We start from the raw sequence: 25,411 nt of genomic DNA, 5'->3' as shown, positions 1-25,411 counted from the left end.
GAGCGATTTATGGCTGACGACCGATATTCCCTTTTTGATGCAATACGGGCACTCTTTCCAACTGGCTACCTCGACTATCAAGGCTATCAGGCTCGGCTAGAGGGAAAACCGCGCAATCTGCATAAGAGCTTCGTGCGGCCTCCTTGCCAAGCGGTCGACCTTTTCGCAATCGCCGCCTTCCTGCTCCATCGGAGTGGCGGCTATCATCACATTTCTCCGATGGTCGATGGCGCAAGCACCTCAGCCAGCCTCGTCATTGACGAATCAAGCCGGTCCCAGTGGATCGAGGCGGGGCGAAAATGGCGTGGCGAAGGTGAAGATGCTCTTCCTGCACCGCCAAAGGCTCTTACAGATGCGTGGCGGGAGCTTTTCCGGTTTGGAAGGAACCCGCTTTTCCTCAGCAGTTCGGGAAAATCACGGCCCCGCCCCTGGTGGCGTGCGGCCATGGCGCTTCTTGCCATCGCCGACGAGGCCGCTCGTGATTTGGGATTTGAACAGGGCTCAGAAAAATCTGCGCAGGCCGCGATGGCTGAAGTCGCAATGCGCGATTCAATTCAGCGTGACAGAAAAGTCTATACCGTTTCCAATGCCAGTAACGATCAGGTCTGCGTGCTTCCCAAAAGCCGAACACCGAAAGTCGGCTGTACGTTGCGGTCACTTTCTCACAACCTCTCGCTGCTCCCATCACGGGGTCTGGCGCGAGCATTCTGGAGCCCCCACCCTCAGATCCGTAGTGCGGAGCCCGCTGTCGCAGCGGCTTCGCCGTTCAATTTGATCGTGATCCCGCTCCCATACCAAGTCCAAGCAAAAGCATTCAAAGGCACCCCTGCCAAGGAGGCGTCATGGGGATGGTTTCATGTCGACCCGCATTGGTGCCCATCCAGCGAAGACGTTGATATCATCGACGAGGGCTTTGATCAGTTTTGGCAATTCGTCGAAGGGGTCCTTGACTCCGGGGCTCGTGACGTCGGCACAGTTCATGGCCTCATTTTTCCTGAGGCAGCGCTCAGCTACGAGGTCTTCACTCGGCTCTGCGACAAACTCAAGGACAGGCAGGGATTTGAGCTGCTTGTCTCAGGTGTTTTCGACAGCCAGAACCAGGGAGGCGATATCCGGCCTGGAAATTTCGCAGCAATGGCAAGGCGCGATCCTGGTCGGGATGGAAAAATGACCTTCAACATCTCCACCAGAGAAAAGCATCACCGGTGGAGGATCGAGAAGAGTCAGATCGAAGCCTATGCGCTGGGATCATCACTCGACAGCAGTCGCGGATGGTGGGAACAGATCGATATCCTGAACAGAAGCCTGGACGTGTTTGTTCTCCGAGGCGTTGCTACGGTGACCACGTTGATTTGCGAGGACCTGGCACGAAGTGATCCCTGCCAGGAGCTGGTTCGCGGGATCGGGCCGAACCTCGTCATCGCCCTTCTTATGGACGGCCCCCAGCTCAAGGACCGGTGGCCTGCACGATATGCTACGGTCTTGGCGGAAGACCCTGGGTCATCTGTTCTAACGGTGACATCGGCGGGCTTGCTCCGACGATCAAATGATACGCGGCAGTTTCCCGCGTCGGACAAAATCGGCTTGTGGCGTGATGACACCGGCAGGACCAGCGAGTTGTCCCTCGCTCCCTCCGCTCAGGCGCTGTGTCTCACCCTACAGCCGACCGCAATTCAGGAAAGAACGCTGGACGGTCGTGCGGACAACACGGGGTCTCAGTCGTGGAGACTGACTGGGATGGCGCCAGTGATAATTCGCGATCCAAACAAGAGAATTATGGATGGACAGTGGCCGGACGGGGTGTAGCCTTAAGCAGCAGCGGGCTCTTCCTCGTCCTCTTCAAGAGCAGGAGCTTCCTCGTCATCCTGTTTGGGAGCCATTTCCAGAGCCACGCGAAAGGCTTCAGGCGTCAACACGGTCTTGAGCTTATCAAGGGCATCCTTGTTGGATTCCAGGAAGGTTTCGCCATACTTTAACATCTATTCGCCTCGATGTGCCTAATAGCATTATACCCTGTAGTGTGAACGTCGTCACGAGAATTACAAAATGCCGTCTCTGAGCTAGTTAACGAGAATCCAACGCTGTGGTTCACACTAATATGGTGGACCCAGTACGATGGATGCAAGAGAGCCCGCCGCGATTGAATGCACCTCCTCAATTCTGAAGACGCGCCAAGATCTTATCAATCAGGGTTTTTGCCGCACCCGAATTCGGGGAGCACTCGTAAACCAAGTCACAAAAGCGAGTGAATACCCGCCGTTCGGTCTCATCCAGCTCTGGTATGGATGCCGGGGCAGCCCTCGGTCCTTTTGCGGTTTCAAACTTCTTGCGCAATCCCTCCAGGCTTTGAGTAAATGCCTCAGTTTCCGACGCCTCAAGCAATGAGTTGTTGATGGCTTTGGTGGCCCGCCCGAAGTTTTCCTCCGTTCGCGCGACCAGTTTCTCACGCTCAACGTTGCCAATCGCTCCCTGATCGAAGACTTGGATGGCGTGCTCGATCTGCTCCTGTTGCAACTCCGCTTCCCGGAGCCATTTCCGCTTGATCGAGTTCGTTCTGCATAGCTTTGAGATTTCTCGTGCAATCGGGCTCAGCTGATTGATGAGGTTCGCGTAGTGAGCATTTTGCTCAAAGTGATCGCGGCGACCGTTCGGGACAATCTTCCGGTCGATCACATGGATTTCTCCGACGGACCACGAGTTGAATCGAGCCTCTGGGAAGAGGTCTTCGAGCAAGTTGTTCTCGCCGACCTGCACATTTCCAGCTCGGAGACGCAATCCTTTGACGCCAGAGCCGTTGGTCAGGGCACCCTCATATTCATGATGCAGCACCCACACCACCGCCGCCGGGTCACCTTCCATTCCCGAAATCTCGTTTATCGAGATGCGATCGAAAGTGATGGGCTTGCCGTTTTCCTGGACCATGGAATTACGGTGCGGGCGGTAAATGGGGTCGCTTTTTCCATCCACGTAGATTTTCAGCTGACCGAGATGGACCACCGGTTCCAGAACCGAGCGGATTTCTTCCGCGAAGCTGAAATCGGGTGAGAATGGAACAGGGGCGACTTGGCCAAGGTAGTCATCGACTGCCGCCGGGTTCATCAGCTTGTCGCTGCGTATCCTGATCACACCTCGAAGCTCAACTTCGAAAAAGTGCTCCGGATACTCTCCCGGAGGCTTCCTTCGATATGTTGCGACCGTGCGGACAAGATCTTCAATCGAACCGTCCGTCTGCCTCAAAAGGGATTTCAGCTTACGGCAATCCCATGTCAGCTCCGAAACAAGCTCGTCACCGACTGCGCGAGAGCGGAACACAAGTTCCTGCGCATACCCGAGACCTGCCAGTCGCCCAACGCCGCGAAAGCCGCGAGAACTCGATCCGCGTTTGTTGCTGGCGCCTAGAGCCGCCATCCGGCGGGCGAAATCTTTGGCAGGAACACCCGTCCCATTGTCACGGATGCGAATGGAGCGGGTTGGAGGATCGATATCAATTGTCACCTTACCGTCTTCCGATGCCTTAAGCAGACCAAGCTCCCTGGCATCATCGATAGCATCCGCGGCGTTTTGAACATACTCGCGGTAGACGGTCATAGGATCGATGTACATCGCGCTGGAAACCAGTTCGAGAACGTCTCGACCGATTACGACCTCGCCAATTGGTTCGGTCGCGCCCTGCTCTTTCGCCGCAAGCAATGCCGCGCGATTTGCGCGAATGGCTGCTTCTCCACTCATGCTACATTCCTTTGATCAGCCGCTTCCACAATCACTGGCGCGACGGAGTCTTCATCATAGTCCAGGCCTGCGTCCTCGACGCGTTCGTCCTCTGCTAGTCCAAGGTCGGATATTGATTCAAGCCGGACGAGTTCCTTTTGCCTCGCCCATATGGACGTCAGCTCTTCTTTCGACGCCGGGATATAGAAACGCAGGATGCGCCGGACCTTGTCGTGGCTGGCCCTGTCGCTGAGCGTCACAAACTCTCGTGGGTCCCTGGATGACAGGAGTTCCATCAGCTCCGCCCGTTCATAGGAATCGAGGTCGGCGAACTCCGCATGGAACGTGTAGAGCTTCTGATCTGGGTCAAAGCGCTCATACCAGGTGCGATTGAAGATAAGGTCGTGCGGCATCATCAGGATTCGAGAGTAATCGTCGAACGTGTCGCCAAACGCCCGTTTAAAGAAATCAGGAGCGCCACTGACGATACCGTGGGTCGCTTGCAGGACAATCTGCATAGACCGCAATTGGTAGCGGGACCACTTCTCACCAATATGGCCACGGTCAGGCCTGTTCGTCGGCTGATAGCGCATCGGGAACGACCAGATGCGGACCCCCAGCTCTTCGTTCAGAGTCACGTTCAGGCGCATGCGCTCGAACAGGTCCTCAGGACCGTCGTGGAAATTATAGAGCATGTAATTTGAAAGCTCCGTCAGCCCGTGCTCGGCGGCGTATCGGACAGCCTGCTCGTACGGCTTCCGCACCCCAAGATGGTCGAACGCGATACGGAGCGGCCGCAGGCTGATCGTTGCGAGTTCCCGAAGGTACATCGGGTCCTTACAAAGGATTCGTGCGTCTACACCCTGGTTGAAATCGACCCTGCGCTGAACGGCGACCTTCGCCCCTGGCCTCAAAAGCTTGGCATTCGGAGTGAAGCCAAGGTCGCGAATCTCAGCAATGATTTCTTTGAAACGCGCTGATGCGACAACGTTATTGTCCATCAGGATGAGGTCTTTTTTCGGGCCGTAGTGCTCGTCGATAGCCCGGACGAGGTCAGTGAGGGATTCGGTATCCCGCTGCATGCCCTCTAACTTTGGGACCCCGCAGAAATGGCACTTACGGATGCATCCGCGCGAGGTGTAGGCGAAATATGCGTCGCGAACGGGGTATCGATAACCGATCTGCGAAAGAATGTCATAGTCTGGAACAAGATCCTCAATCGGCCGCCCGCTGGTGTCGCTTGCGTATAGCTCTTCTGAGAATTCATCGAGCTGCAAGGAAACGGCGGGGGCGTCTGATAGGAGCCCTTTAATGAATCGAATTCCGTGCCATCGACGCTCCTCGATAAACCGTTCATGCATGAGGGAGGCAGCAATGCCCCCTACGAACACTTTATCGGCCTGCCCGTTCGCGACTTCCAAGGCGAAATCAATCGACTGTGAAATCTTTGGATACTCGAACGAAAACAGGGTGGTAACATAAATGCGGTCCCATGCCTCATTGAGGACGGATCGGTCTTCACCCTTGATGAACTGTACGCGATCACGCTTTCCGCGCGGGCCGTGATACTGCGCAATTTTCATGAGGCCCAATGGCGGGTACTTGTTCTTGTACCCCGGTTCGATGAGCAGAATGTTCTTATTAGCCATTGGCAACCTTCAGGCGCGAGCGACGACGCGCTTCGCGAATAATTGTTAGAGCTTCCTTGACCCCGCCCTGTCCGCCGAGACCGCGGAGCGGACCAGAACTCGACCAGTCGAAATCAAGCGCAAAATCACCGAGTAATGCGGCGAAGTAGGTTGAGGATAGGACCCAGGCCTCACCCCTGGGCGCTTCGCACACCATGTCAGCGGCTACCTCCATAAGCGCGTAAACGCCGATGCCTTTGGTGACCAGGAAATTGCGCGGCTTGGAAAAGCTCTGAGGAAGCAGCTCGGCGAACGCCATCCAGAAGTTCCGCGCAGCCGCAGCAGCATCCTCGACGGATAGCCCCCGGTCGGTTTTTACCTTCTTATAGAACTGTTTCGCAGCTTTCTGCATAGTTCGCAGAGAAGCACGGCGCTCCAGGCCGGATGTCGCCTCGCCGCCGATATCAAGGCGCTGGCGCCAAGGCGAACCCGCTTCGCCATTCAGAAACAACGCGATAAAAAGCTCGGGCCTCTCCGCGCTCAGATTTTCTGACAGCTGGGCATCGTGATAATCGAGAAGGCTCTTCGAAAGACCCTTTGCCTTGCCATTGATGACATCGAAAATAGCAGTCTCTTCGCGTTCGGTCAGGCCGATAAAGCACATAAACGGAAGTTCGATATCCAGATTGGCAAGATAGCCAAGCCGATGCTGGCAATCGACCTGCGAGAGGACTTTCGTGCCCTTCCTGATCTCAAGCATGAAGATGCCGCCGTTTGCCTGCCTTATAGACCAGGAGCCGTCAGCGGCAGGCCTTAAATTGAAGGTAAGCGGTATCGTCGCGCTTCCAGACCGCTGGATGTAGCGGCGAAAGTCCATGCTGTGCTGGGGACTGAAGCGCCGCTGATAGCCTCGCCCCGTCGATTCATCGAGGACATCGGCGAAACTCAAGGCGTGAAGCACCCGCGCGGGCGCAAATCCTAGCAGGACTTCCCGATCGGCCGAATTTCCTTTGACGCAGCTGAGCTGCTCCATCGCCTGCATTCCGATCCTTTCTGCAGTCGTTCACTGCAGATTCGATGCCTGTAGAATGCAGATATCAAACTTCGACTGATTCCGCGATCACAAAGTGTGACGTGCAGCCACAAAGTTGTGCAGCGCTCCCTAAGCTGCGACGGACGTAACTTCGTCGTCCTCGGCCAAGTACCTTGCCTTGATGTCGACAGGCTCGCGCTGTTCGATGTGCCGCTTCACCAGCTCATGAACTCTTGTCACGAAAGCTACCTGGTCCTTGGAAAGAGGACCCTTCTCGGCGTGGTGGGTGACCGTCCTAGCCTTATTCAGTTTTGCAATCCAACGGACCAAGGTTTCCTTCTTACCCTTCCCGTAGAAATTGTAATAATCTTTGAATTCGTCCCAGTTGTTACCGTACAGCACGATGTCAGAGTAATTCACGAGAAACAAATACTGCCATCGATCATAGTCAGTGTTGCCGTTTTCATTGTATTGCTGATCACAATAGTTCCTGACGGTCTTCGGAACACCCTGAAGCCACCAAACATCTTTGCTCTCGCCATATTTTTGCTTGAGCGCCCCGATTACATCCTTGAAGAGAATACGATTGATCTCATCAATCATCTCCTTGGCACGCTTCGTGCCCTCCGCGTCCTGGCTGTCCAGATAGTCCCGGACCTCTTGAGGCGCGAACTCGGGATTCTTTTCGGAAATAATCGCCATCAGCTGTAGACAGTTCTGATCGACGCTTGCAAGCGAGCTTCCTCGATTCCGGAAGCGAGCGATATCGGCGGGGTCGGCCCGCAGGAAGTAATCAACGATTGGAGCGACCAGAGGGCGAACAGCATCAACGATTTGATCCGGCTCCATCAGGACGCAGCGTCTTCCGTCCTTTTCAACGAACACGATCAGCTTTTTCAGAAGCGAAAGCAGTGCTCGGAGTCCAAGGTTTGTGCAAAGATATCCGCCCTTTGCATCGCCCAACTTCCAATGCTCCGATAACGGTCCGGCAAACAGATCGAAATAAAGCGACAGTGTTTCGGTGGCTTTTTCCAACGTTAGGTTCGGAATCTGCCCAGCTTCTCCGAGTGGGCCCGGGAGAATGATGACTGGCCCCGATTTCGAAGAGCGCCCGACCTTGCCAATCAGGTCATTGCCATAGATGCCGTCGGCCAAGGATGTCAGCGTCAAACAGCGGAAGTTGTTTTTGTCTTGAGCAACCGTAAGTATTCGGCCCTTGACCGACGATTTCTTGCTGCTGTCCAACCGCAGGGCGGTTCGGGCACAGATTGCTTCTAGGCGCCGACCCGGGTCTTCGTGCTCAACGTCCAGATTGGACACGATCTCGTTTACCAGGTTCCGCGAGACCTTCACCTGCTGCGTGTTGATGTCGACGAACATCTGAATCTCATCTCGGATAGGGATGTTTTCGTAGGCCAGCACAGAGATGACAGATTGATCCTTTGAGGGATCACGGTTAGCATAGGCATAGCCATATAAACGGTGCTGCCCATCGATGACCCAGGCCGTGCCGTACTGCCCAGGCAGCGTCAGGATTCCGGTGGAAGTCTCGCCGAAATTCTCCTGAGTTTGAAAATTGAGGTTGCTCTGCTTGACGTTGATTACGATGTTGGTCGGGAACGAGCCGCCGTCATCAATGTACGCGCCAATAGACTTGAGCCGAGCTGGTTTGACCATTCGCTGATAGGTCTCAAGGTCACCATTTGACGCCTTGCCCATGTGGCTGATGTAAGAGATACGGAGGAGGTCGTGAGGGGAGATCAGGAAATTGTAGAAGGTGGTCCTGCCGACCCTACCCCGCGTGGCCGGTACGCGCGTCCGAAGGCCTTCGACCTTCTCGCCCTCCAGGTATCTCGCGAGAAACTGGAAGCGTGCTGCGACTTTCAGGATGTCCGTGAGCCTGCGAAAATACGCGAGGTCATCATCGGTGATCACGGCGATTCCCGCGTCATGGGCCCGCCCGAGATCGGCTGATCTCGTTTCGATGTTGCGGGTCGCTATAGCGAACTTGACCTTGAGCTTTGGCTCTTTTCCGTAATGCGAATGAACCGCTTTGATGACGTCTTCTCGAATAGCGCCAATCTTGTCGATCAACGCCTTCACGGATTTCGCGCCACTTTCCTTTGCGTGGGTGCATTCGACGACAAAGACTGTGTCCTGGTCTTTTGCGAACACATCGAGCTGGCGAGGCGGAGCCTTGTCGTTCAACTGGATCTTGAAGTTGCGGTCGGCGTTGAGCTCGGAAAAGCCCATGCGATACATCAAGGCCCAAATGTCGTCTTCAAGCTGTCGGTCGGTAGGCTTCTCTCGTGTCATGCGAACGGAACGTTTGTTGGATTTTGAGACCGTCCACCCGTCCGCTTCTTCAGCCTGGATCTTCAAAGACAGGCTTCCACTCGAAGCGGCCGAAACAGTCTTCTCGTCTACGTTCTTCGCGCGAGCATTGTAGACGGACTTAAGTTCATCGCCCGACAAAAGGCCTTGGAGCATTTCATTATCCACATTGAACCGCTTGTTCGTGATTCAGGATACTGACTCGCGATTAAACAACCGTCTATGCGAAGATACTGTTTCTCGCGAGTTTTCGGCTAGCTTAACGCATTTTGCACAAGAAAAAGCCGTTCCTGGTCTCACACCGGTAGATCTTTGCGAGATCGCCGCACTACACCAATCACGTTAGCCCAGAGAAAAGAAACTTGCCGTTAGCAAATGCCCCCTAAAGTTGCCGAGGCACTCGCCAAGCTTGACAAGACATATAATACTGCTTGGATACCCAAATTTATCCGAAGAACTGAAAACATTTGGCCACAATGCCCGCTACAATGCCCACGCAGCCCGACACCATGAAGCTGCATCCACCGACGGTGTCTCATAAAATTCATTTCGAGAAAGTAGCTGCGGCACTCAAGGCTGAGACGACGGTGGTGTTCTGCGACACCTCTGTGCTGTTTTGGCTGTTCGGACTTAGCGCGGAAGCGCGAACTGAGTTCCTGAAGTGGGTCAGCGACAAATTACAGATGCGCTTCCGCATTCCCGTTTGGGCAGCGCATGAACTCCACAAGCATATGGTCGAGAGCCCTGCGCGGCTGCTTCCCCTTCAAAGCGAGATCAAATCTGTCCAAGCGAAGATCAAAGAGCTGAAACGCCTTGTCAGCCTAGCCGCCGATAATCGTCGCCGACCAGGTTTCCTCGATCGGAGAGAATACATCGCGGCCCTCGACCGCTCAGCCGAGGAGTTCATCAAGCAGTGTAAGGCCGCCGGTCAAACCAAGATGTGGCAGGACTTGGCAGCAGAGATCGTCCCGTTCATCAACGAGCACGTACTGTCGTCGAACATCTTTCCGCTGCACGGGGCCGAGGCCGAGTACGGAACGCGAGTTTCCGGGCGAGTTCCGCCAGGCTTCAAGGACAAGAATAAGCCCGAGAACCGGTTCGGTGACCTAATTTTCTGGCAGGAAATTGTCAAACACTGTTCTGATCAGCCCGTGTTCACGTCCGCTGTTTTGTTGACGGATGATAACACGCCAGATTGGGTCTTCAGGCCAGAGACCGTCCTCGATGACGGAGGAAATCCACATCGAAACATCAGTAGCGATGGCTACGAGACATTTCTCGCGCCGCCGCTTCTAACGCACGAGATCGGCACGACCAGTAAAATCTCGGAATTTTTCATTGTGAACACGACGATGCTTGCCGTTACATTGGAGCGGTTTGCAAACTATCAGATTCCAGCTCTGTTTGCTGCGGTTCAGCCGGTCATCCCCGCGTCTGGGTCACCGCCGGCCAGCGCGTCTTCGGATGAAGCCACGGCAGCTCAAGACGATGTGGCCCCGGCGGCTGAAGTAGTCGAAGGATTGGCATCGACGAGCGCTATCGAGCAAGAAAGAGCACTCGACGACCTCCAGCAAGGCATAAATACCTACTCATCAGATGAGCTGCAGAGCCTGGGACGCGGCGTTTCGCAGGCAACCCGCACCGAGCTGCAGAATGCCTCGAACATGATTTATAGACTGGATTTATTGGCTGAAAGCTTACCAAGTGAAGAGCGAAATGCACTTTATCTCGGTGTGTTGAAAGACCTGTATTTCGATTCCAGCAATAGGCCGCGCCCTCTCCCCCTCGACGGCGACGTCGAGGCGGTATTTCACGTTCTTGGCAAGTTCGATGTGTCGGAGGCGCTTGAAAAGTTCGGAAGTGAAATCGGAGGCCATGAGGATCGGTATCTTCGTTTGCCATCAAAGAATGCTGAAAAAATCCGGCTTTCTTTCATGCTCGGACCAGAACGGCGCAATCGTCCTCGCGAACTCGAGCAGATCGTGGCAGACGGGCGGCAGATTGTTGAAGAAATTCCTATCGATTCAGCTGACTCGCTGACAAAGATTTTCCCGACCGGCAACGCCACGGTAGATGAATTACTCGCGGCGATTGCGAAACGCTACAGTGTTCCCCTTGATTGGCTACTTTTGGACCAGCCTGGTCAGACCCTAGTCAATTGGGACGATACAAAAGGCTTTGTTGAACTATGACCTCCGAGACCTCCACTCCACCCGCCGCTTCATCAGAGCCATCGCGGCGTGCACATATTGGCCCGTATGTCTTGGAATCTCTGACTACAGGGATGTATGGCGAGCCGCGCCATACCATCCGCGAGTACGTCCAGAACGCTTTCGATGCGATTGAAACTGCGCGGGACAGCGGGACGCTCCAGAAAGATGAAGGTCTCGTTGTTATAACGGTCGATAGAACAAAAAATTCGATTTCGATCAGAGACAACGGGAGCGGGATCAGAAGCGAAAATGCTTGGAGCACATTGTCTGCGATAGGTGCGTCCGCGAAGGAACGGTCTGAACGAGCTGGCTTTCGTGGCATCGGTCGCCTTGCCGGGCTAGCGTACTGCAACACGTTAAAATTCATTACGAAACATCGATCAGACGTACGGGAGACAACCGTCACTTTTGATTGTGTTCGCTTGCGTAAAGAAATGGACCCAGCTGAGAGCACCCAAACAGATATTCAGACCCTCCTGACGGATACGGTGAAGGACATGTATCGAACGACGTCCGAGAGTGAACGGACGAGCCACTACACTGAAGTAGTATTGGAAGGGATCGACCTCGCGCCCGACGAAATGAAAGACGTTGACAAGCTTTCATCCTATCTCTCGCAAACGGCACCAGTGAAGTTTTACCCGAAGCTCTGGTCACATGAGCAAAAGATCGAAAATTTCGCTGCCGAATTTGGAAAGCCGATCAAGACGATTGAACTGTTCATACGCCAGAAAGACTTTGCAGACCCGTCGAAGACGGGGGTTGACGATGAGATAGCCGACAACGAGTTCCAAATTTTCAAACCATACCGTAACCACCATACCCCTAAAGGCAAAAGAGAAGCTGTCGAGGTTTCGGGGGTCACATTGCTCGCTGATACCAGCGGCGAGAACAAGTGGTGGGGGTGGATAGGCGATATGCCGACTGTCGCAACGTTGAACGACACCGACGCCGCTGGTCTGCGCGTGCGTTCGAAAAACATACAGATTGACGGGACAGATATCATGGAGCGGCTCTTCGCGGAGTCGAGGGTGAGCTACGCTCGTTTCAACAAATGGTTCATCGGCGAATTCCACATCCTGAGTGATGACGTCGTACCCAATGCTCGCCGGGACAGCTTTGAAGAAAACGATGCATGGAGAGGCATTCAGGAAGAATTCGTTCCAATCCTGCAAGACTTGACAAAACGGACTTACAAGGCATCGAAGGTCAGGAACGAACGATATAAGCGCTTTAAGCGCTCGGCCGACGCGATTACTGAAGCTGTAGAAAAGAGATTAACCCTTCCTGCTGGCGTAGACGGTGGGAATGACGCCGCTCTTCTTCTCCACATTGATGAAATCTACTTGGAAATATCCGCTGAGATCTCGAAAGACATCACCAATGACGAGGACACTCGAGCATTAAAGTTGATGCTCGCTGCCGTGAATGAAAATCGACGGAGGCTGCAACGCCAACTGGCAGCAAAAGTTGACGCGGATGTTGTCAGCGAACGGACGGGGACCGAGGAGCGTATTCTGCGCGTTGTCTGGAGCGTGATGCAGGAGATGATCGATCCAGTTCTCTACAAGGAGGCTCGGCGCGAAATCGAGAGGAGGCTGGCGATTTGAGTAGACGTGAAGCCTTGTCAAAGGAGTGCTGAGGCGAAACATTCGTTCGAATGTGCCAGTTAAGGGAGCAGTCGGCCGGAGTACTATACTACGCCCCACGCCCGAAACCTCCCCCTCCCCGTCATCTCCCTGAGGCCGAGTTCCAGAACGATCCGCCGCGCCGCCTGCGGCGTCACCTCCAGCGTTTTCGCCACCATCCCGGCCGACACCAACGGTTTTGCCATGACCAGCTCGACCAGCTCAGGCAGTTTTGAAGACGTTCGCCGCTCCTCCAGCTTCCGCTCGAACATTTTTTTCGCCAACGCCAGCCGGTCATGTTCTTTTATGCCGATCTCGGCGGCCGCGATAAGACCCTGGGCGATCGCCTGCAGCCTCGTCTCCCGGTCGCGATGGCGGCGCCGATCGACGGGAATGGATTTCAGGCCGAGATTGAAGGCCGCGAGGTGCGCCGCCGTGGTGACACCTGCCTGGCGCAGGAGAGACGCGGCCAGCAGCCGGCCGAGCCACGACGCGCGCTGCAACACGGCGAGCTCGTTCCAGGCATCCAGCGCAACGATCGCCTGCAGCACCGCCGGCAGATCAGCGATCCCGGCGAGCACCCCGCGCCATTCTTCGAGGCGCGCGTCCTCGTCCCAATCGAGATCGTAGACCAGCGGATCCTTTTCCCGCGCGCTGGCACGGCCAGGCGTCTTCGCTGCCTCGATCGCTGCTTCCGATCGGGCGAGCAGCGCATCGATGGCGGCCAGTTCGGCGTCAAATGGGGTGGAAGTTTGCGCGGAGACGTCCTCCCCCTCCCCTCCTCCGACGCACGCAAGATCGGTCGTGGCCGCGACACTTCTCTGAGTACCGCCGGCGTCAGCTGATGCTGCAGGTCCCGCCTGCCGCAGCGCGCGAAAGCCGTCGAGGCTGAGCGCCCAGCCGGGCGGCTGCGCAGCGATGCGACGTCGGCTGCGCAGCACGTCACGGGCGATCGTCAGTTCATGCGTCGGCGTGCGGATGTCATGGCCGGCGTCGTGCAGCACCAGGTCCTCGAGATGGACGAGCTCGCCGTCGATCCACAGCGAGGCGCAGGCATCGGCGAAGTGCATGCGCTCGAGAAAGCCCGCGCCGACGGCTGAACGGGCGATCCGCTCATCGAGACGGGCGAGCGCGACGCCGGCATCAGAGATGGGCCGCAACAGGGTCTGGATGGGCAAATCAGCAAGATCGTAAGCCATTGAAATCATGATAAATGAATTGTGAAAAGAACTCTATCTGAAAGTTAGAGTTCCTCACATGCTACAGACGTTAGACCAGCACTTCACTATCGATAGGGATCAAGTATCGATAGTGATGTGGTCTACTAGTTGACCAACTCATAAACGCGTCCTATCTTGGCGCAGAACATCAAAATCACGATCGTCCGCCATCTCCGCGACGAGAGACACTGTTCAACGGAGTTTCCCATGAGCGTCACTGTCAAGGTCGCCGAGGCCAAAGCCCATCTCTCAGAACTGCTGGCCCGCGTCGAAGCCGGCGAGGAGGTTATCATTTCCCGCGGCAACGATCCGGTCGCCCGGCTCTCGCGCGTGAAGAAGGACAACGAGCTCTCGGCGCTGATCGCCGAGGTGCGGGCGGCGAGAATGCGGGCAAAACCGGTGTCCAACGACGAGATCCTCGACTGGAAACGTGAGGGTCAACGGTTTTGAGCAAATTTATCCTTGATGCGTCGATCGCTGCTGCCTGGCTATTGCCAGAAGAATACAGTGAAGCAGCCGAACAGCTTATCGCCGGGATCTCCGGCCCCTGCCCGGTGCCCGACCTGTTCTGGCACGAGACGCGCAGCATTTTGATCAGCGCCGAGCGGCGACAACGGATTGCCGCCGGCCAGGCCCATAACGCGATGGCCCGCCTGCGCCGATTGCCCCTTGAAGACATGGGTGCCGGTCAGGACGGCTCGGTGCTCGAGCTCGCGAGTGCGCACGGGCTAAGCGCCTACGATGCCGCCTACCTCGACCTTGCGGTCCGCCAATCCCTGCCGCTCGCCACCCTCGACCGCAAACTCGCCGGCGCGGCACGCACTGAGAGGATTCAGGTGCTGGGACCATTCGAGAATGAGCTTTGATCATGATATAGAGCGGCGAGGGGTGGCACTCGACGCGCTCGATTCCATCCTGCCCTTCGACCGGCGTGACCAACTCGCTGCGCTCCTCACCGACGACGACGTCGCGACGCTCAAGCATCTGGCCAGCGAAGGCATGGGCGACAATACGCTACGCGCGCTTGCCTCCGACCTCGGCTACCTCGAGACCTGGTGCCAGCTCGCGACCGGCAGTCCCCTCCCCTGGCCCGCACCCGAAAGCCTGCTGTTGAAGTTCGTCGCCCATCACCTCTTTGACCCGGGCAAACGCGTGGAAGATCCAAGCCATGGCATGCCGGTGGAGGTGGAAGCTGGACTGCGTTCCCAGCGGCTTCTGCGCGCCGACGGGCCGCATGCACCCGAAACCGTTCGTCGCCGCCTGACCAGTTGGTCGATTCTGACCCGTTGGCGGGGTCTGACAGGTTCCTTCAACGGTCCCTCGCTCAAATCGGCGCTGCGACTTGCGGTCCGCGCCAGCGCCCGGCCACGGCAACGAAAGAGCAAAAAGGCGGTGACCGGGGATGTCCTGGCAAAGCTGCTGCTCGCATGCGCGGGTGACCGCCTGGTCGACATTCGCGACCGCGCCTTGCTTCTTTTGGCATTTGCCTCCGGCGGTCGACGCCGATCGGAAGTGGCTGAATTGCGGTTGGAGGACATCACCGACGAGGAGCAGGTGCTGACGGATCCATCGATCCCGGGCTCCCCTCTCCTTCCCTGTCTCGCTATCCGTCTGGGCAGCACGAAGACGACCACCAGTGATGAAGACGAACATGTGCTGCTGATCGGCCCACCGATAACCGCATTGAAACGGTGGATCGAAGAAGCCAAAATCAAGGATGGTCCGGTGTTCCGACGTATCGACCAGTGGGGAAACATCGATCGGCGGCCGCTGACGCCACAATCAGTAAACCTTATCCTGAAAGGCCGCTGCAAGCAGGCCGGGCTCGATCCCACGCAGTTTTCGGCGCAGGGACTGCGATCAGGCTACCTGACCGAGGCGGCCAATCGCGGCGTACCTCTGCCTGAAGCCATGCAGCAGTCGTTGCACAAATCGGTGTCGCAGGCAGCGCGCTATTACAACGATGCGGAGCGGAAACAAGGGCAGGCTGCGCGATTGGTTACCTAGCGCCTTCCGCCTGAGCCGGCAGATCAGTCCCGCGACGAAGATGTTGGTGTCAGCAGGCGCGAGCACATGGTGGAATATTGCGACGACAAGAGACGTGATTCGCCGGAATTTGACCCTGAAGTGATCTGGTCGCGCAAAGAGCCGACCCCAAGTCCAGGTTTTCGACTCTTTTTTGGCGCAGCGCGAAACGCACGTTTTTGTCAGAAAACTGCCGAGTTTGCGGGTTTGTGGGCTCAACTTGGTGGCTTGCCGCGGCGGCCGTGGCCTCCCGTTAAGGTTTTGTTTGTTGGAAGGCTTGCCGAGCGGCCAGAATCGGGGCTTATTGCAACAGCGGTTCAAATCGGTTTTGGCCGCCTTAAAACGCTGTTACTGAATTCTGGGCTAGCAATGAAAACCACGGCTGAAGCCAATACGCCATCACGCGAGACCCTCGTGAGCCTGATTGATAGGCATTCGTCGGCACTTGCGGTCCAGCTACAAGCTCATCATCTGAGCACATTTCCGCCAGTGGCGCGAAAAGGAATTCGTCATTTCCAGCCCTCAGAGGCCGCAAAATTAGTCGGTGTGAAGGAAGTCTATCTTCGGCAGGTGTCCAATGACATCGATGGCTTGGAAGTAAGCACAACACCCGGTGGCCGGCGCTCCTATTCGGTTGAGGATATCGACAAGATCCGGCGGCACCTAGACAAGGTGGGGCGAGCCGACCGCAGATACCTGCCTCACCGGCGTGATGGGGAAGAGTTGCAGGTCATTTCGGTCATGAACTTCAAGGGAGGTTCAGGCAAGACAACGACTTCGGCGCATCTTGCACAATATCTAGCGCTTCGTGGCTATCGCGTTCTAGCAGTCGATCTTGATCCCCAGGCAAGCATGTCCGCCCTCTATGGACATCAGCCCGAGCTGGATGTCCAAGAGAATGAGACGATGTATGGCGCAATACGCTACGATGACGCGCGTCGTCCACTGAAGGACATCATCCGCAAGGGTTACATTCCCGGCCTGGATCTCGTGCCGGGGAACCTTGAACTCATGGAGTTCGAGCATGATACTCCGCGGGCCTTGATGACGCGGCAGCCTGGTGATGTGATGTTTTTCCAGCGCCTGAGCAACTCGATCGAAGAGGTCAGTGCAGAGTACGACATCGTCATCATAGATTGCCCTCCTCAGCTAGGGTACCTCACGCTCTCCGCCCTAACCGCAGCGACGTCGGTTCTCGTTACGGTGCATCCACAGATGCTGGACGTCATGTCGATGAACCAGTTCCTGGCGATGGTTGCTGATTTGCTCAGAGAAGTCGCGTCTGCTGGCGGCAACGTCGATTTTGCCTGGATGCGTTACCTTATCACTCGTTTCGAGCCTTCGGACGGCCCCCAGAATCAGATGGTCGGTTATCTTCGGTCGATCTTCGGCGCTCACGTCCTCAACTTTCCGATGCTGAAATCAACCGCGGTTTCTGACGCCGGTCTTACCAATCAAACGCTCTACGAAGTCGAGCGGGGTCAATTCACTCGAAGCACTTACGATCGAGCGCTCGAGTCGATGAACAGCGTGAACGACGAGATCGAGACCCTCGTCAAGAAAGCTTGGGGAAGACCAACATGAGCAGAAAGAACCTTCTGAACCTGATCCAGGTCGATGCAGATATGCCGGCGAAGGCCACGTCGTCTGACAACAAACTCGTCGGACAAGTGGCCAGCACGATGCGCGAGGAGAAAGCCCGTCAAGCGCGAGCCGACGAAATCGAGCGGCGTCTTGCTGAAGGTCAGGCGGTGATCGACCTGGATACGACATTGGTCGAGCCCTCTTTCGTTCGGGATCGCATGCCTGGGCATATCGAGGGCCTTCTCGCGTCAATTCGCGACCAAGGCCAGCAAGTGCCGATCCTTGTACGTCCTCATCCGGAAAAATCAGGCCACTACCAGGTGGCATTCGGCCATCGTCGGCTGCGTGCAGTCCAAGAACTTGGCCTGCAGGTCAAGGCAATCGTTCGTAGTCTCACCGACGAAGAGTTGGTGATCGCTCAGGGGCAAGAAAACAACGAGCGCGAGGACCTTTCCTACATCGAGAAGTCACGATTTGCACATCGTCTGAAGGAGCGTTTTCCGCGCGAGGTCATCACCTCTGCAATGTCGATCGACAAGGCGGAGCTTTCGCGCATGCTTTCCATCATCGACTCGCTTTCTTCCGAGCTTATCGATGCGATCGGCCCGGCCCCGGGTGTTGGTCGGCGGAGCTGGCAGGAACTCGCCGAACTGATTCAAAAGTCTTCGACACAGGATCCGGTGGCAATAGCGCTTGCGGAAGAGATGAAGGCCATGAACTCGCAAGAGCGGTTCAAGGCTGTGCTCATGCAGCTCAAGCCTCGCCGCGTCGTGCGCGGTTTGCCTGATGTCCTCTCCACGTCATCAGGCCAGCGCTTGGGCCAGGTTAAGCAGAGCAAGACGAAGCTTGAGATAACGATCGACAGAAGGGAAGCTGCAGAATTTGCGGCATTTCTGCTCAATGATGCAGTCGCTCTTTTCGAACGGCGCCATGCAAACGACCAACCAAAGAAGGAAGCGTAACCCGCAAAAGGAAAGAGGCCCCAAAACGTCGCCGCCTCGGAAGCCCCTATCTCGTAGCAAAGGTAGAATCGCATTTCCGAGAATCATCGTCAAGAGTTTAGGCGCCGTTTTGGCGAACGTATTTCTTTTGCCTGCTTAAGGTGAAGAAACGATGCAAACAGGATTTGTGACGACGCCTTTCGGGCGGCGACCGATGACGCTTGCCCTTGTGAGGCAACAGCAGGCCGTCAGCGAGATCAAGGCGGGCAAAACGGCTGATAAGTGGAAGATTTTCCGCGACGCTTCAGCGGCGATGGAATTACTCGGGCTCCAGTCCAGTAGTCTAGCGGTCCTGGATGCGCTTTTGAGCTTCTATCCGGAAAACGAGTTGCGGCAGGACGCACAATTAATCGTTTTTCCGTCGAATATGCAGTTGTCCTTACGAGCACACAGCATGCCAGGTTCGACTTTGAGACGCCATCTGGCCGCGCTGGTCGATGCTGGCCTGATCGTCCGTAAGGACAGTGCCAATGGAAAGCGCTTTGCCCGTAAAGACGGCGCCGGCGACGTCGAAAGTGCGTTCGGTTTCGATCTTTCCCCTCTCCTCGCGCGCGCTGAGGAGTTGGCGATGCTGGCCCAGCAGGTTGTGGCGTCGCGTGCAGCGTTCAGAAAGGCGAAGGAAAGGCTCACAATCTGCAGACGCGACACACGCAAGCTCATCTCGGCTGCCATGGAGGAAGGTGTGGACGGCGACTGGTGGGCGATGGAAGAGATCTACGTAGGCGTAGTCAGCCGCCTCCCTCGCACACCGACGATCGATGACGTCACTTCGATCCTCGAGGAGATGGAACTCCTGAAGGAGGAAGTCCTCAACCGACTGGATTTTATAGAGAAAAACAGAAATAATAGCAGCAATGCTGCTCATACTGAGCGCCACATACAGAATTCAAAACCAGAATACCTCAATGAACTTGAACCTAGCTCTGAAAAAGAGCAGGGCGCGAAGCCGAGGAAAGAAGGACTGCCGAGGGAGCCGCTAAAGGCTTTCCCTCTTGCCTTGGTGCTAAAGGCCTGCCCCCAGGTGGTCGCCTATGGACAGGGCGGAACGATTGGAAGTTGGCGGGAACTCATGTCTGCCGCGGTGGTGATCCGGTCGATGCTCGGGGTCAGTCCGTCGGCCTATCAGAATGCCTGCGAGATTATGGGCCCGGAAAACGCTGCGGTGGCGATGGCGTGCATTCTGGAACGTGCGAACATGATCAACTCTGCCGGAGGATATTTGCGGGATTTGACAAGACGTTCGGGTCAATCCGAATTCTCTCTGGGACCTATGCTCATGGCACTGTTGAAAGCCAATGGGTATGCTCATTTGAAGGCGGGATGATGAGGGCTGGAGCTGCGGGCGAAATCTTTCCCGTGATCTTCAGTGGCCAGCCTCAGCCGGGGCCCGCGGTTGGTAGATTGCAGACCCGGGACGATGGCATTTGGAGTTTTGGTTGGCCGTCTTTCGAACGGCTGGTGCCGTATTGATGGACATGAAGATTTTTCGGCTTGATTTGCGGCTAGATCGTCATGTCTTTGTTCAGTTCGGCGAGTCGGTCTTTTGCGGATCGGCGGAGGGCCTCGGGAACTCACGATAGCGGTAACGCAGTGTTCCAATTCCCCGGCAAGTGCCTCATCGAGGCGGTGCGCGGCACGATGCTGTGGACATATATGGCCCTGCCCTATTGCAACAGATTAACAGGATGAGGAAGGGACAAGTGTTGACGTATATTTTGCTTCTTGATGCAGCGTCGAATGACGTCGCCGCGAGCGTCGATGGGGTTTCGCTCGCTTGCAATCGACGGGAGTGACCGTTTTTCATCTCCTGCTGTATGTTGCAATTGTTAGGCGTGGTTCTCCCTTTTCAACATCCTCACATGAGGAGGTTCACCATCAAGGTCGCATGTCGGCTTCGGCGTTTCGATCCAGGTCTGAGCCCCATACTCTACCGGCCCGGTTTTTGAGCCTGTACAACCTCACACACGGTCGCCGCTTAGTGCGGCTGCACCCGCCTTGCGGCGGGCAAGGTCTCAGGCGAACGGAACCAACCTTGCTCCCGGCTATCGAAGCCATAATGATCCCCGGTCCGTTCACCTGGATCCGTCAGGGCTGATCGGGCCCTGGGGATTGGAGTGGTTTTGTAGTTGAGCTTTCGTCGGTCAGGCGGACTTCATGACCGACCCCTCGATGATGACGCCAGCGTTGACATATTTCCAGAGCGCGACGAGCAGCTTGCGGGCGAGAGCCACGATCATCGTCTTTTTGAAGACGTCCACCATTACGATTGACACGCTCCTTGAAGCAGTACGATAGCGCCGAGCCCGGCTGATAGCGCAGCCACAGCCAAGCAAGCTCAACCATCGTCGTTCGCAGCCGGGGATTGCCCGCTTTCGAGACGCCCTGCTCACGATCAATCGATCCGCTCTGCGATGGCGACGGCGCCAGCCCCGCATAGGCGGCAACTTGACGTCGGTTGTCGAAGTGCCGGAACAGGCCTTCACAGTCGAGGACTGCCGCAAACTCCGGACCAATTCCCCTGATGCCGTGCAGCACCGCCGCTGGCGAAAGCGTGCTCGTTGTCTGTTCGGCGATGAGCACATCCCGTTCAGCCTCGACAATTTTTTGATCCGCTGACCTGCCACTGAAGTTTCATCCAGCTGCGACTAGAGCCTCGGCTGTTCTGAACCGCCCCAAGTTTCTGGACCAGCGGATGGTAGAGTTTTCCGGCCTAACTCAGGGAAGCGGGCTGGCGGCGCTTCCCGGATTCATCAGCGAGATCGGTACCTTGTTGCCGATCGCACCATGGGGCCGAAACTCATTGTAGTCTCTGCGCCAATCCTCCATCTTTTCGCGGGCGTCCGCAAGGGTCAGGAACCAATGCTGGTTCAGGCACTCCGCTCGGAAGCGGCCGTTGAAGGCTTCGATAAATGCATTGTCCGTGGGTTTACCCGGCCGTGAGAAGTCCAGGATCACGCCCTTAGCATAGGCCCACAGGTCGAGATCGCGAGACACAAATTCTGTACCCTGATCGACACGGATCGTCTTCGGATAGCCAACCTGCCGGCACACCCGTTCCAGCGTTTGCACCACGTCTTCACCGCGATAGCTGTGACGCGGATCAAGCACCGGCACGTAGCGTGAGAAGGTGTCGACCACCGCAGCGCAAACGCAACGCGTTTGTCGCGAGAACCCGCTGTTTCTTTCCGGTCGCGAGCTGATCGTGCACGAAGTCCATCGCCCACACGTCGTTCGGACCGATCGCCACCTGCCGATCTTCCCGAAGCTTTGCCTTGACCCTGCGCTTGGGCGTCTTGTTGCGCAACTGCAGGCCCAAGTCTCTGTAAATGCGATAGGTTCGCTTGATGTTGGTGGCCCAACCTTCGCGTTCCAGCAGCACATGCACACGACGATAGCCGTAGCGCACGCGCGTCTCGCAAATCTCCCGAATACGACGTTCCAGACCGGCCTGATCGGCACGGCGAGAGGTGTAGTGGTAGGTCGACCGATCAAAGTTCAACGCTCCACAGGCACGCCGGATCGAGATCATCCAATCCCGGCACATGCCCTTCACCACCTCACGCTTGCGAGCAGGCCTCAGAGCTTTCGGCGGATAACATCCTGCAGCATCTCGCGGTCCAGCATCAGGTCCGCGACGATCTTCTTCAGCCGCGCATTCTCGTCCTCGAGCTGCTTCAGCTTCTTCATCTCCGGCGGCAACAGACCCGCGTATTTTTTCTTCCAGTTGAAATAGGTCGCCTGGCTGATCCCCGCCTTGCGGCAGATCTCCGCGACCGTCACCCCTTCATCACCCTGCTTCAGAATGAACGCCTTCTGCGCGTCCGAAAACTGCGATGCCTTCATCGTCTTCCGTTCCTTTCCCAGCCAGGAAAAATCACCGGAAAACTCTAACCAAAATCGGTCCAGTTTGAAGGGTTCAGATCACCGCTCAAGCAATGACTCGAGACGGTCGAGTTCACGGGAGATTTGGGCTTTGATATGTTTAGGGAGCGCACGGTTATCGCTCGTGCGAAGCTCTTGCAGACGCGCTCGGCGATCGCGGCGCTACAGCGCATAGTCCCGGATACCCTGGCAGAAGAGTAGTCCCTTGATGTGGTTGACGTGGAGAACGCGCTCAGCGCTCAGCGACCAGCACCTTTCGCTCGCGGCCAATCCGGCGGCTTTCCTCTTCCTCTGGCGTCGCATTTTGACTACCGAACAGACGCATGGCTCCCCCTTTTCCAGGCCATCAGCGTCCGGATCAACACCTCGCCGTCGATACGATCGGCTTTCACGCGGCGCTGGCGGCGTGAAAGCGCGATCGAAGCTGCCTCGACAATGTGACTCTCAGTCCAACCCTCGCGGTTCAGCGCCCGGCCAATCCAGAACCCGTCCAATCCCGCGTCTTGGATCACCACCAACGGGTAAAGCTTTCCCTCGCGTGATCGTGCTTTTTGACGCAGATCTGCAAAGCAAGCGAACAGGCCGGCGATATCGCCGCCAGCGATCGCATGGCGCGACTCTTCTCGCTTCCCGGCGAAAGCGATGTGACCAGCCAGGTCGATTTGCTCAGACTGTATGTTCTCGGGGTGAAGGTGGCTCACCCCCGCGATAAGCTGAGATCGGGGGTTGCTTCGGAGTGGCCGAAGCCGAGCCCCAAGCTTAGCGAGGGTGAACCATGGATCAGCATAGCAGGCTTTTCGTCGGTCTGGACGTCTCGAAACTGAAGATTTCTGTGGCCGTCGCGGATGGCGAGCGGGGTGGTGAGGTAAGATTTTTCGGGGACATACCCTCAGATCCGGCCTCGGTGTCATCCATCGCGCAAAAGCTGGCCAAGCGAGGAGCAAAGCTCCACTTCTGTTACGAGGCAGGGCCTACAGGTTACGAACTCTACCGTCAGCTCACAGAGATGGGCCATGATTGTGTGGTGGTGGCACCGGCACTAATTCCCAAGCGTCCCGGAGATCGAGTGAAGACCAACCGGCGCGATGCGGTCAGCCTGGCACGGCTACATCGTGCGGGTGAGCTGACGGCGGTCTGGGTGCCGGACCGCGGGCATGAGGCTATGCGCGATCTCGTGCGGGCCCGTGAAGCAGCACAGGAGGCTCAAAAGCGGGCGCGTCAGCAGCTTCAGTCGTTCCTCCTTCGACATGGCCGCATCTATTCGGGCCGCTCATCCTGGTCGCTGGCGCATATGCGGTGGATATCGACTCTGAAGTTCGAGCATCCGGCGCACTTCATCGTGCTCAAGGAATACTGCCAGGCGATCGAGGATGCCGAGGTGCGCTTAAAGCGTCTGACCGATCTGATCTCGGAGACTGTCAAATCCTGGACGATGGCTCCTGTTGTCGAAGCCTATCAGGCGTTGCGAGGCGTGTCGTTGATTGCCGCTGTCGTCTTTGTTGCCGAAATTGGCGACATCCGCCGCTTTGAAAACGCCCGCCAGCTGATGGCCTTTCTTGGCCTCGTTCCGTCAGAGAGCTCGACAGGTGAACATGTCAAACGCGGCGGGATCACTAAGGCCGGGAACTGTCGGGCCCGTCGCATGCTGGTCGAAGGCGCATGGGCTTACCGCTTCCCTGCGCGGGTAAGTCGAACCAAGCAAGCGCAGTTGGAAGGCCTACCGAGAACCGTTCGCGAAATAGCGTGGAAAGGTCAGCTCCGCCTCTGCTCTCGCTACCGAAAAATGATCCTCGCGGGGAAGCACAAGGCCATCGCGATCACCGCGATCGCTAGAGAAATGGGGGCCTTCCTGTGGGCTATTGGCCAGGAAGTGCAACCAGCTCATCAAGCTTAACCTAGCGCCGCCCGCATTTGGTGACCAATTAGAAAGAGGAAACAAGATCGATCATCTGCTGATGCTCAATGTTGGAGGCAGGGTCCCGGTCGGGGAATCTTCGATGGAACTGAGTGGCCGACGACGTCGATGCCCGTGCTAAGATAGAAGCAGCCCCAGGCGTACACACGGAAATGCGGTATCCAACCCGCGTATAAGAGTTTGCAAACCGTCGTCTTGAGACCCTGTCTCCTACATTGCGCATTAGCTACACCATGCAGGACCAGCCCACTATTGGCGGGACAAACAGGCGTGGCCACGCCGCTTGCAATTGAACATAAGAGTTCCAATGAAGCAAAGATTGCGCCAAGATCGACGCGGATAGCGGCAGGTACCTCGGGTTTCTAGGCTGTCGTCAGCGTGATGGACCTCCAGAGAGATTTTCTAGCGAACCCACTCTGCCACGGTGCAGGCCGCTATCCACTCCCCACAGGATCTTGCTCTAATCACGCGACATTTCCCACGGATGGCTGTATCTCATGGTCCTCGTTATTGGAAAGCATGGCCCAAATGATTCGAGTGTTCCTAGCGCGAAGACGCAATATTGGGATGGCGTCGGAGATGAAGCCTGTTAAGCCAGACGCTACGTGGATCGTGCTTGCTGGCAGCTCGAGCACCATGGATCAACAGTGTTCGCAGATAGCGAACTCCTCGCTGGCTTATTCCGAAGAAACACTGCCGGCCGCAACTCGATTGCTGCTTTGGCGCAAGACCCACTCGGCGGCAAGCTTCCTTCCCTCCCCTCCCCTTTTTAAATGACGATCGGGCCCGACAGCCGCAACCGAGGCTGTAGCCGTCACCGTTCCGACCCCTTCGATCTTTCCCAGGCGCTGGCATTGCTCGCTGTTGCGGAAGAGTTCACGCAGTCGCAGATCAAGTGTTCGGAGGCGAGCATCCAGTTCTATCAGTTCTGCACGCAGTTCGTGCGTGAGAGATGGGAGCAATTCTCTGAGAGCCGCAGCATAGTCACCATGATTTCCGCAAGTCGCTTTCGAAGCTGCGTGATGTCGCGGGCAATGACAATTCCATGCTCAGAATGCGGGACGCGGATCGGGTTGACGAGCCTCACACCGAGGAGTGGCTTACGAATTCGATGGACGGCTCGCATCGCCAATTGATCTTCCGACTTGATCGGAACGATGCAGCAGGAGGTCCAGGTCTCGTCGCGTCAAAGAATTGCTAACCCGCCGGTTGATTAATGCGATCCGCGCCCATCTCGCAG

General features: G+C 56.5%; 17 protein-coding genes and 3 pseudogenes. 10 read left to right on the top strand and 10 right to left on the bottom strand.

All coding sequences use genetic code 11. The annotated features are described in order from the left end of the window. Positions 1-9 precede the first annotated feature (9 nt). The gene (locus tag BLU15_RS29045; protein ID WP_143034278.1) at positions 10-1,806 is read left to right on the top strand and encodes a hypothetical protein; all 1,797 of its coding nucleotides are present in this window, start codon (positions 10-12) and stop codon (positions 1,804-1,806) included. Between the two features lie 2 nt (positions 1,807-1,808). On the opposite strand, the gene BLU15_RS39660 is transcribed toward BLU15_RS29045, so the two are convergent. The 5 genes from BLU15_RS39660 to BLU15_RS29025 form a co-directional block, all read right to left on the bottom strand. Continuing rightward, on the bottom strand, positions 1,809-1,979 hold the full coding sequence (locus BLU15_RS39660) for a hypothetical protein (protein WP_176960381.1): 171 nt from the start codon (positions 1,977-1,979) through the stop codon (positions 1,809-1,811). A gap of 175 nt (positions 1,980-2,154) precedes the next feature. Next, a complete protein-coding gene (locus BLU15_RS29040; RefSeq protein ID WP_090300158.1) occupies positions 2,155-3,729 on the bottom strand; it encodes an ATP-binding protein in 1,575 nt (524 codons plus the stop codon). Continuing rightward, positions 3,726-5,357, bottom strand: coding sequence for a radical SAM protein (locus BLU15_RS29035; RefSeq protein WP_090300157.1), 1,632 nt, complete (start codon positions 5,355-5,357; stop codon positions 3,726-3,728). The genes BLU15_RS29040 and BLU15_RS29035 overlap by 4 nt, the downstream gene beginning before the upstream one ends. After that, positions 5,350-6,378 (bottom strand): DGQHR domain-containing protein, encoded by a 1,029-nt coding sequence (locus BLU15_RS29030; protein WP_210187471.1) that lies wholly within the window; start codon positions 6,376-6,378, stop codon positions 5,350-5,352. The genes BLU15_RS29035 and BLU15_RS29030 overlap by 8 nt, the downstream gene beginning before the upstream one ends. Positions 6,379-6,498: 120 nt before the next feature. After that, positions 6,499-8,859: a DGQHR domain-containing protein gene (locus tag BLU15_RS29025; RefSeq protein ID WP_090300155.1), complete on the bottom strand. Its 2,361-nt coding sequence runs from the start codon at positions 8,857-8,859 to the stop codon at positions 6,499-6,501. Positions 8,860-9,212: 353 nt separating this feature from the next. Here BLU15_RS29025 and BLU15_RS29020 point away from each other — a divergent pair, with 353 nt between their 5' ends. Together BLU15_RS29020 and BLU15_RS29015 are read left to right on the top strand one after the other, a co-directional pair. Further along, positions 9,213-10,895 (top strand): PIN-like domain-containing protein, encoded by a 1,683-nt coding sequence (locus BLU15_RS29020; protein WP_143034277.1) that lies wholly within the window; start codon positions 9,213-9,215, stop codon positions 10,893-10,895. Then, positions 10,892-12,526, top strand: coding sequence for an ATP-binding protein (locus tag BLU15_RS29015; RefSeq protein ID WP_090300151.1), 1,635 nt, complete (start codon positions 10,892-10,894; stop codon positions 12,524-12,526). The genes BLU15_RS29020 and BLU15_RS29015 overlap by 4 nt, the downstream gene beginning before the upstream one ends. Before the next feature lie 83 nt (positions 12,527-12,609). Here BLU15_RS29015 and BLU15_RS29010 read toward each other — a convergent pair whose 3' ends face one another. Beyond that, entirely contained in the window at positions 12,610-13,752 is a 1,143-nt protein-coding gene (locus BLU15_RS29010) for an RHE_PE00001 family protein (protein ID WP_090300149.1), read from the bottom strand. A gap of 219 nt (positions 13,753-13,971) precedes the next feature. On the opposite strand from BLU15_RS29010, the gene BLU15_RS29005 reads away from it, so the two are divergent. The 6 genes from BLU15_RS29005 to repC all read left to right on the top strand — a co-directional run bounded on the left by BLU15_RS29005 (position 13,972) and on the right by repC (position 19,698). Further along, positions 13,972-14,214, top strand: a complete 243-nt coding sequence (locus tag BLU15_RS29005) for a type II toxin-antitoxin system Phd/YefM family antitoxin (RefSeq protein WP_090300147.1) — start codon at positions 13,972-13,974, stop codon at positions 14,212-14,214. Beyond that, positions 14,211-14,630 (top strand): type II toxin-antitoxin system VapC family toxin, encoded by a 420-nt coding sequence (locus BLU15_RS29000; RefSeq protein ID WP_090300145.1) that lies wholly within the window; start codon positions 14,211-14,213, stop codon positions 14,628-14,630. The genes BLU15_RS29005 and BLU15_RS29000 overlap by 4 nt, the downstream gene beginning before the upstream one ends. Next, on the top strand, positions 14,620-15,771 hold the full coding sequence (locus tag BLU15_RS28995) for a site-specific integrase (RefSeq protein WP_090300143.1): 1,152 nt from the start codon (positions 14,620-14,622) through the stop codon (positions 15,769-15,771). Before BLU15_RS29000 ends, BLU15_RS28995 begins: the two co-directional genes overlap by 11 nt. A 387-nt stretch (positions 15,772-16,158) precedes the next feature. Beyond that, complete coding sequence (gene repA, locus BLU15_RS28990) at positions 16,159-17,373, top strand: plasmid partitioning protein RepA (RefSeq protein WP_090300141.1); 1,215 nt, start codon at positions 16,159-16,161, stop codon at positions 17,371-17,373. Continuing rightward, the gene (gene repB, locus BLU15_RS28985; protein WP_090300138.1) at positions 17,370-18,335 is read left to right on the top strand and encodes a plasmid partitioning protein RepB; all 966 of its coding nucleotides are present in this window, start codon (positions 17,370-17,372) and stop codon (positions 18,333-18,335) included. The genes repA and repB overlap by 4 nt, the downstream gene beginning before the upstream one ends. Positions 18,336-18,486: 151 nt before the next feature. Further along, the gene (gene repC, locus BLU15_RS28980; RefSeq protein WP_090300136.1) at positions 18,487-19,698 is read left to right on the top strand and encodes a plasmid replication protein RepC; all 1,212 of its coding nucleotides are present in this window, start codon (positions 18,487-18,489) and stop codon (positions 19,696-19,698) included. An 817-nt stretch (positions 19,699-20,515) separates the two neighbouring features. Here repC and BLU15_RS28975 read toward each other — a convergent pair. The 3 pseudogenes from BLU15_RS28975 to BLU15_RS28965 form a co-directional block, all read right to left on the bottom strand. Continuing rightward, a pseudogene (locus BLU15_RS28975) lies at positions 20,516-20,975 on the bottom strand (transposase); the annotation flags it as partial. Between the two features lie 114 nt (positions 20,976-21,089). Beyond that, a pseudogene (locus tag BLU15_RS28970) lies at positions 21,090-22,217 on the bottom strand (IS3 family transposase). Between the two features lie 81 nt (positions 22,218-22,298). After that, positions 22,299-22,926 (bottom strand): annotated as a pseudogene (locus tag BLU15_RS28965) (IS110 family transposase); the annotation flags it as partial. Between the two features lie 105 nt (positions 22,927-23,031). Here BLU15_RS28965 and BLU15_RS28960 point away from each other — a divergent pair. Further along, positions 23,032-24,150, top strand: a complete 1,119-nt coding sequence (locus tag BLU15_RS28960) for an IS110 family RNA-guided transposase (RefSeq protein ID WP_090300134.1) — start codon at positions 23,032-23,034, stop codon at positions 24,148-24,150. A gap of 564 nt (positions 24,151-24,714) precedes the next feature. Here the strand turns inward: BLU15_RS28960 and BLU15_RS40220 are convergent. Continuing rightward, positions 24,715-25,026 carry a transposase gene (locus tag BLU15_RS40220; protein ID WP_090300132.1) on the bottom strand — a complete coding sequence of 104 codons (312 nt, stop codon included), beginning with the start codon at positions 25,024-25,026 and terminating at the stop codon, positions 24,715-24,717. Positions 25,027-25,411: the final 385 nt, after the last annotated feature.

The organism is Ensifer sp. YR511 (genome assembly GCF_900103045.1).
Taxonomy (GTDB): Bacteria; Pseudomonadota; Alphaproteobacteria; order Rhizobiales; family Rhizobiaceae; genus Ensifer; species Ensifer adhaerens.
This window is presented reverse-complemented; position numbering and strand designations above follow the sequence as displayed.

Excerpts from the sequence above, each read along its gene's own strand:
- BLU15_RS29045 (WP_143034278.1), top strand. The coding sequence starts at position 10 with ATGGCTGACGACCGATATTCCCTTTTTGATGCAATACGGGCACTCTTT.
- BLU15_RS39660 (WP_176960381.1), bottom strand. The coding sequence starts at position 1,979 with ATGTTAAAGTATGGCGAAACCTTCCTGGAATCCAACAAGGATGCCCTT.
- BLU15_RS29040 (WP_090300158.1), bottom strand. The coding sequence starts at position 3,729 with ATGAGTGGAGAAGCAGCCATTCGCGCAAATCGCGCGGCATTGCTTGCG.
- BLU15_RS29035 (WP_090300157.1), bottom strand. The coding sequence starts at position 5,357 with ATGGCTAATAAGAACATTCTGCTCATCGAACCGGGGTACAAGAACAAG.
- BLU15_RS29030 (WP_210187471.1), bottom strand. The coding sequence starts at position 6,378 with ATGCAGGCGATGGAGCAGCTCAGCTGCGTCAAAGGAAATTCGGCCGAT.
- BLU15_RS29025 (WP_090300155.1), bottom strand. The coding sequence starts at position 8,859 with ATGCTCCAAGGCCTTTTGTCGGGCGATGAACTTAAGTCCGTCTACAAT.
- BLU15_RS29020 (WP_143034277.1), top strand. The coding sequence starts at position 9,213 with ATGAAGCTGCATCCACCGACGGTGTCTCATAAAATTCATTTCGAGAAA.
- BLU15_RS29015 (WP_090300151.1), top strand. The coding sequence starts at position 10,892 with ATGACCTCCGAGACCTCCACTCCACCCGCCGCTTCATCAGAGCCATCG.
- BLU15_RS29010 (WP_090300149.1), bottom strand. The coding sequence starts at position 13,752 with ATGATTTCAATGGCTTACGATCTTGCTGATTTGCCCATCCAGACCCTG.
- BLU15_RS29005 (WP_090300147.1), top strand. The coding sequence starts at position 13,972 with ATGAGCGTCACTGTCAAGGTCGCCGAGGCCAAAGCCCATCTCTCAGAA.
- BLU15_RS28995 (WP_090300143.1), top strand. The coding sequence starts at position 14,620 with ATGAGCTTTGATCATGATATAGAGCGGCGAGGGGTGGCACTCGACGCG.
- repA (WP_090300141.1), top strand. The coding sequence starts at position 16,159 with ATGAAAACCACGGCTGAAGCCAATACGCCATCACGCGAGACCCTCGTG.
- repB (WP_090300138.1), top strand. The coding sequence starts at position 17,370 with ATGAGCAGAAAGAACCTTCTGAACCTGATCCAGGTCGATGCAGATATG.
- repC (WP_090300136.1), top strand. The coding sequence starts at position 18,487 with ATGCAAACAGGATTTGTGACGACGCCTTTCGGGCGGCGACCGATGACG.
- BLU15_RS28960 (WP_090300134.1), top strand. The coding sequence starts at position 23,032 with ATGGATCAGCATAGCAGGCTTTTCGTCGGTCTGGACGTCTCGAAACTG.
- BLU15_RS40220 (WP_090300132.1), bottom strand. The coding sequence starts at position 25,026 with ATGCCAGCGCCTGGGAAAGATCGAAGGGGTCGGAACGGTGACGGCTAC.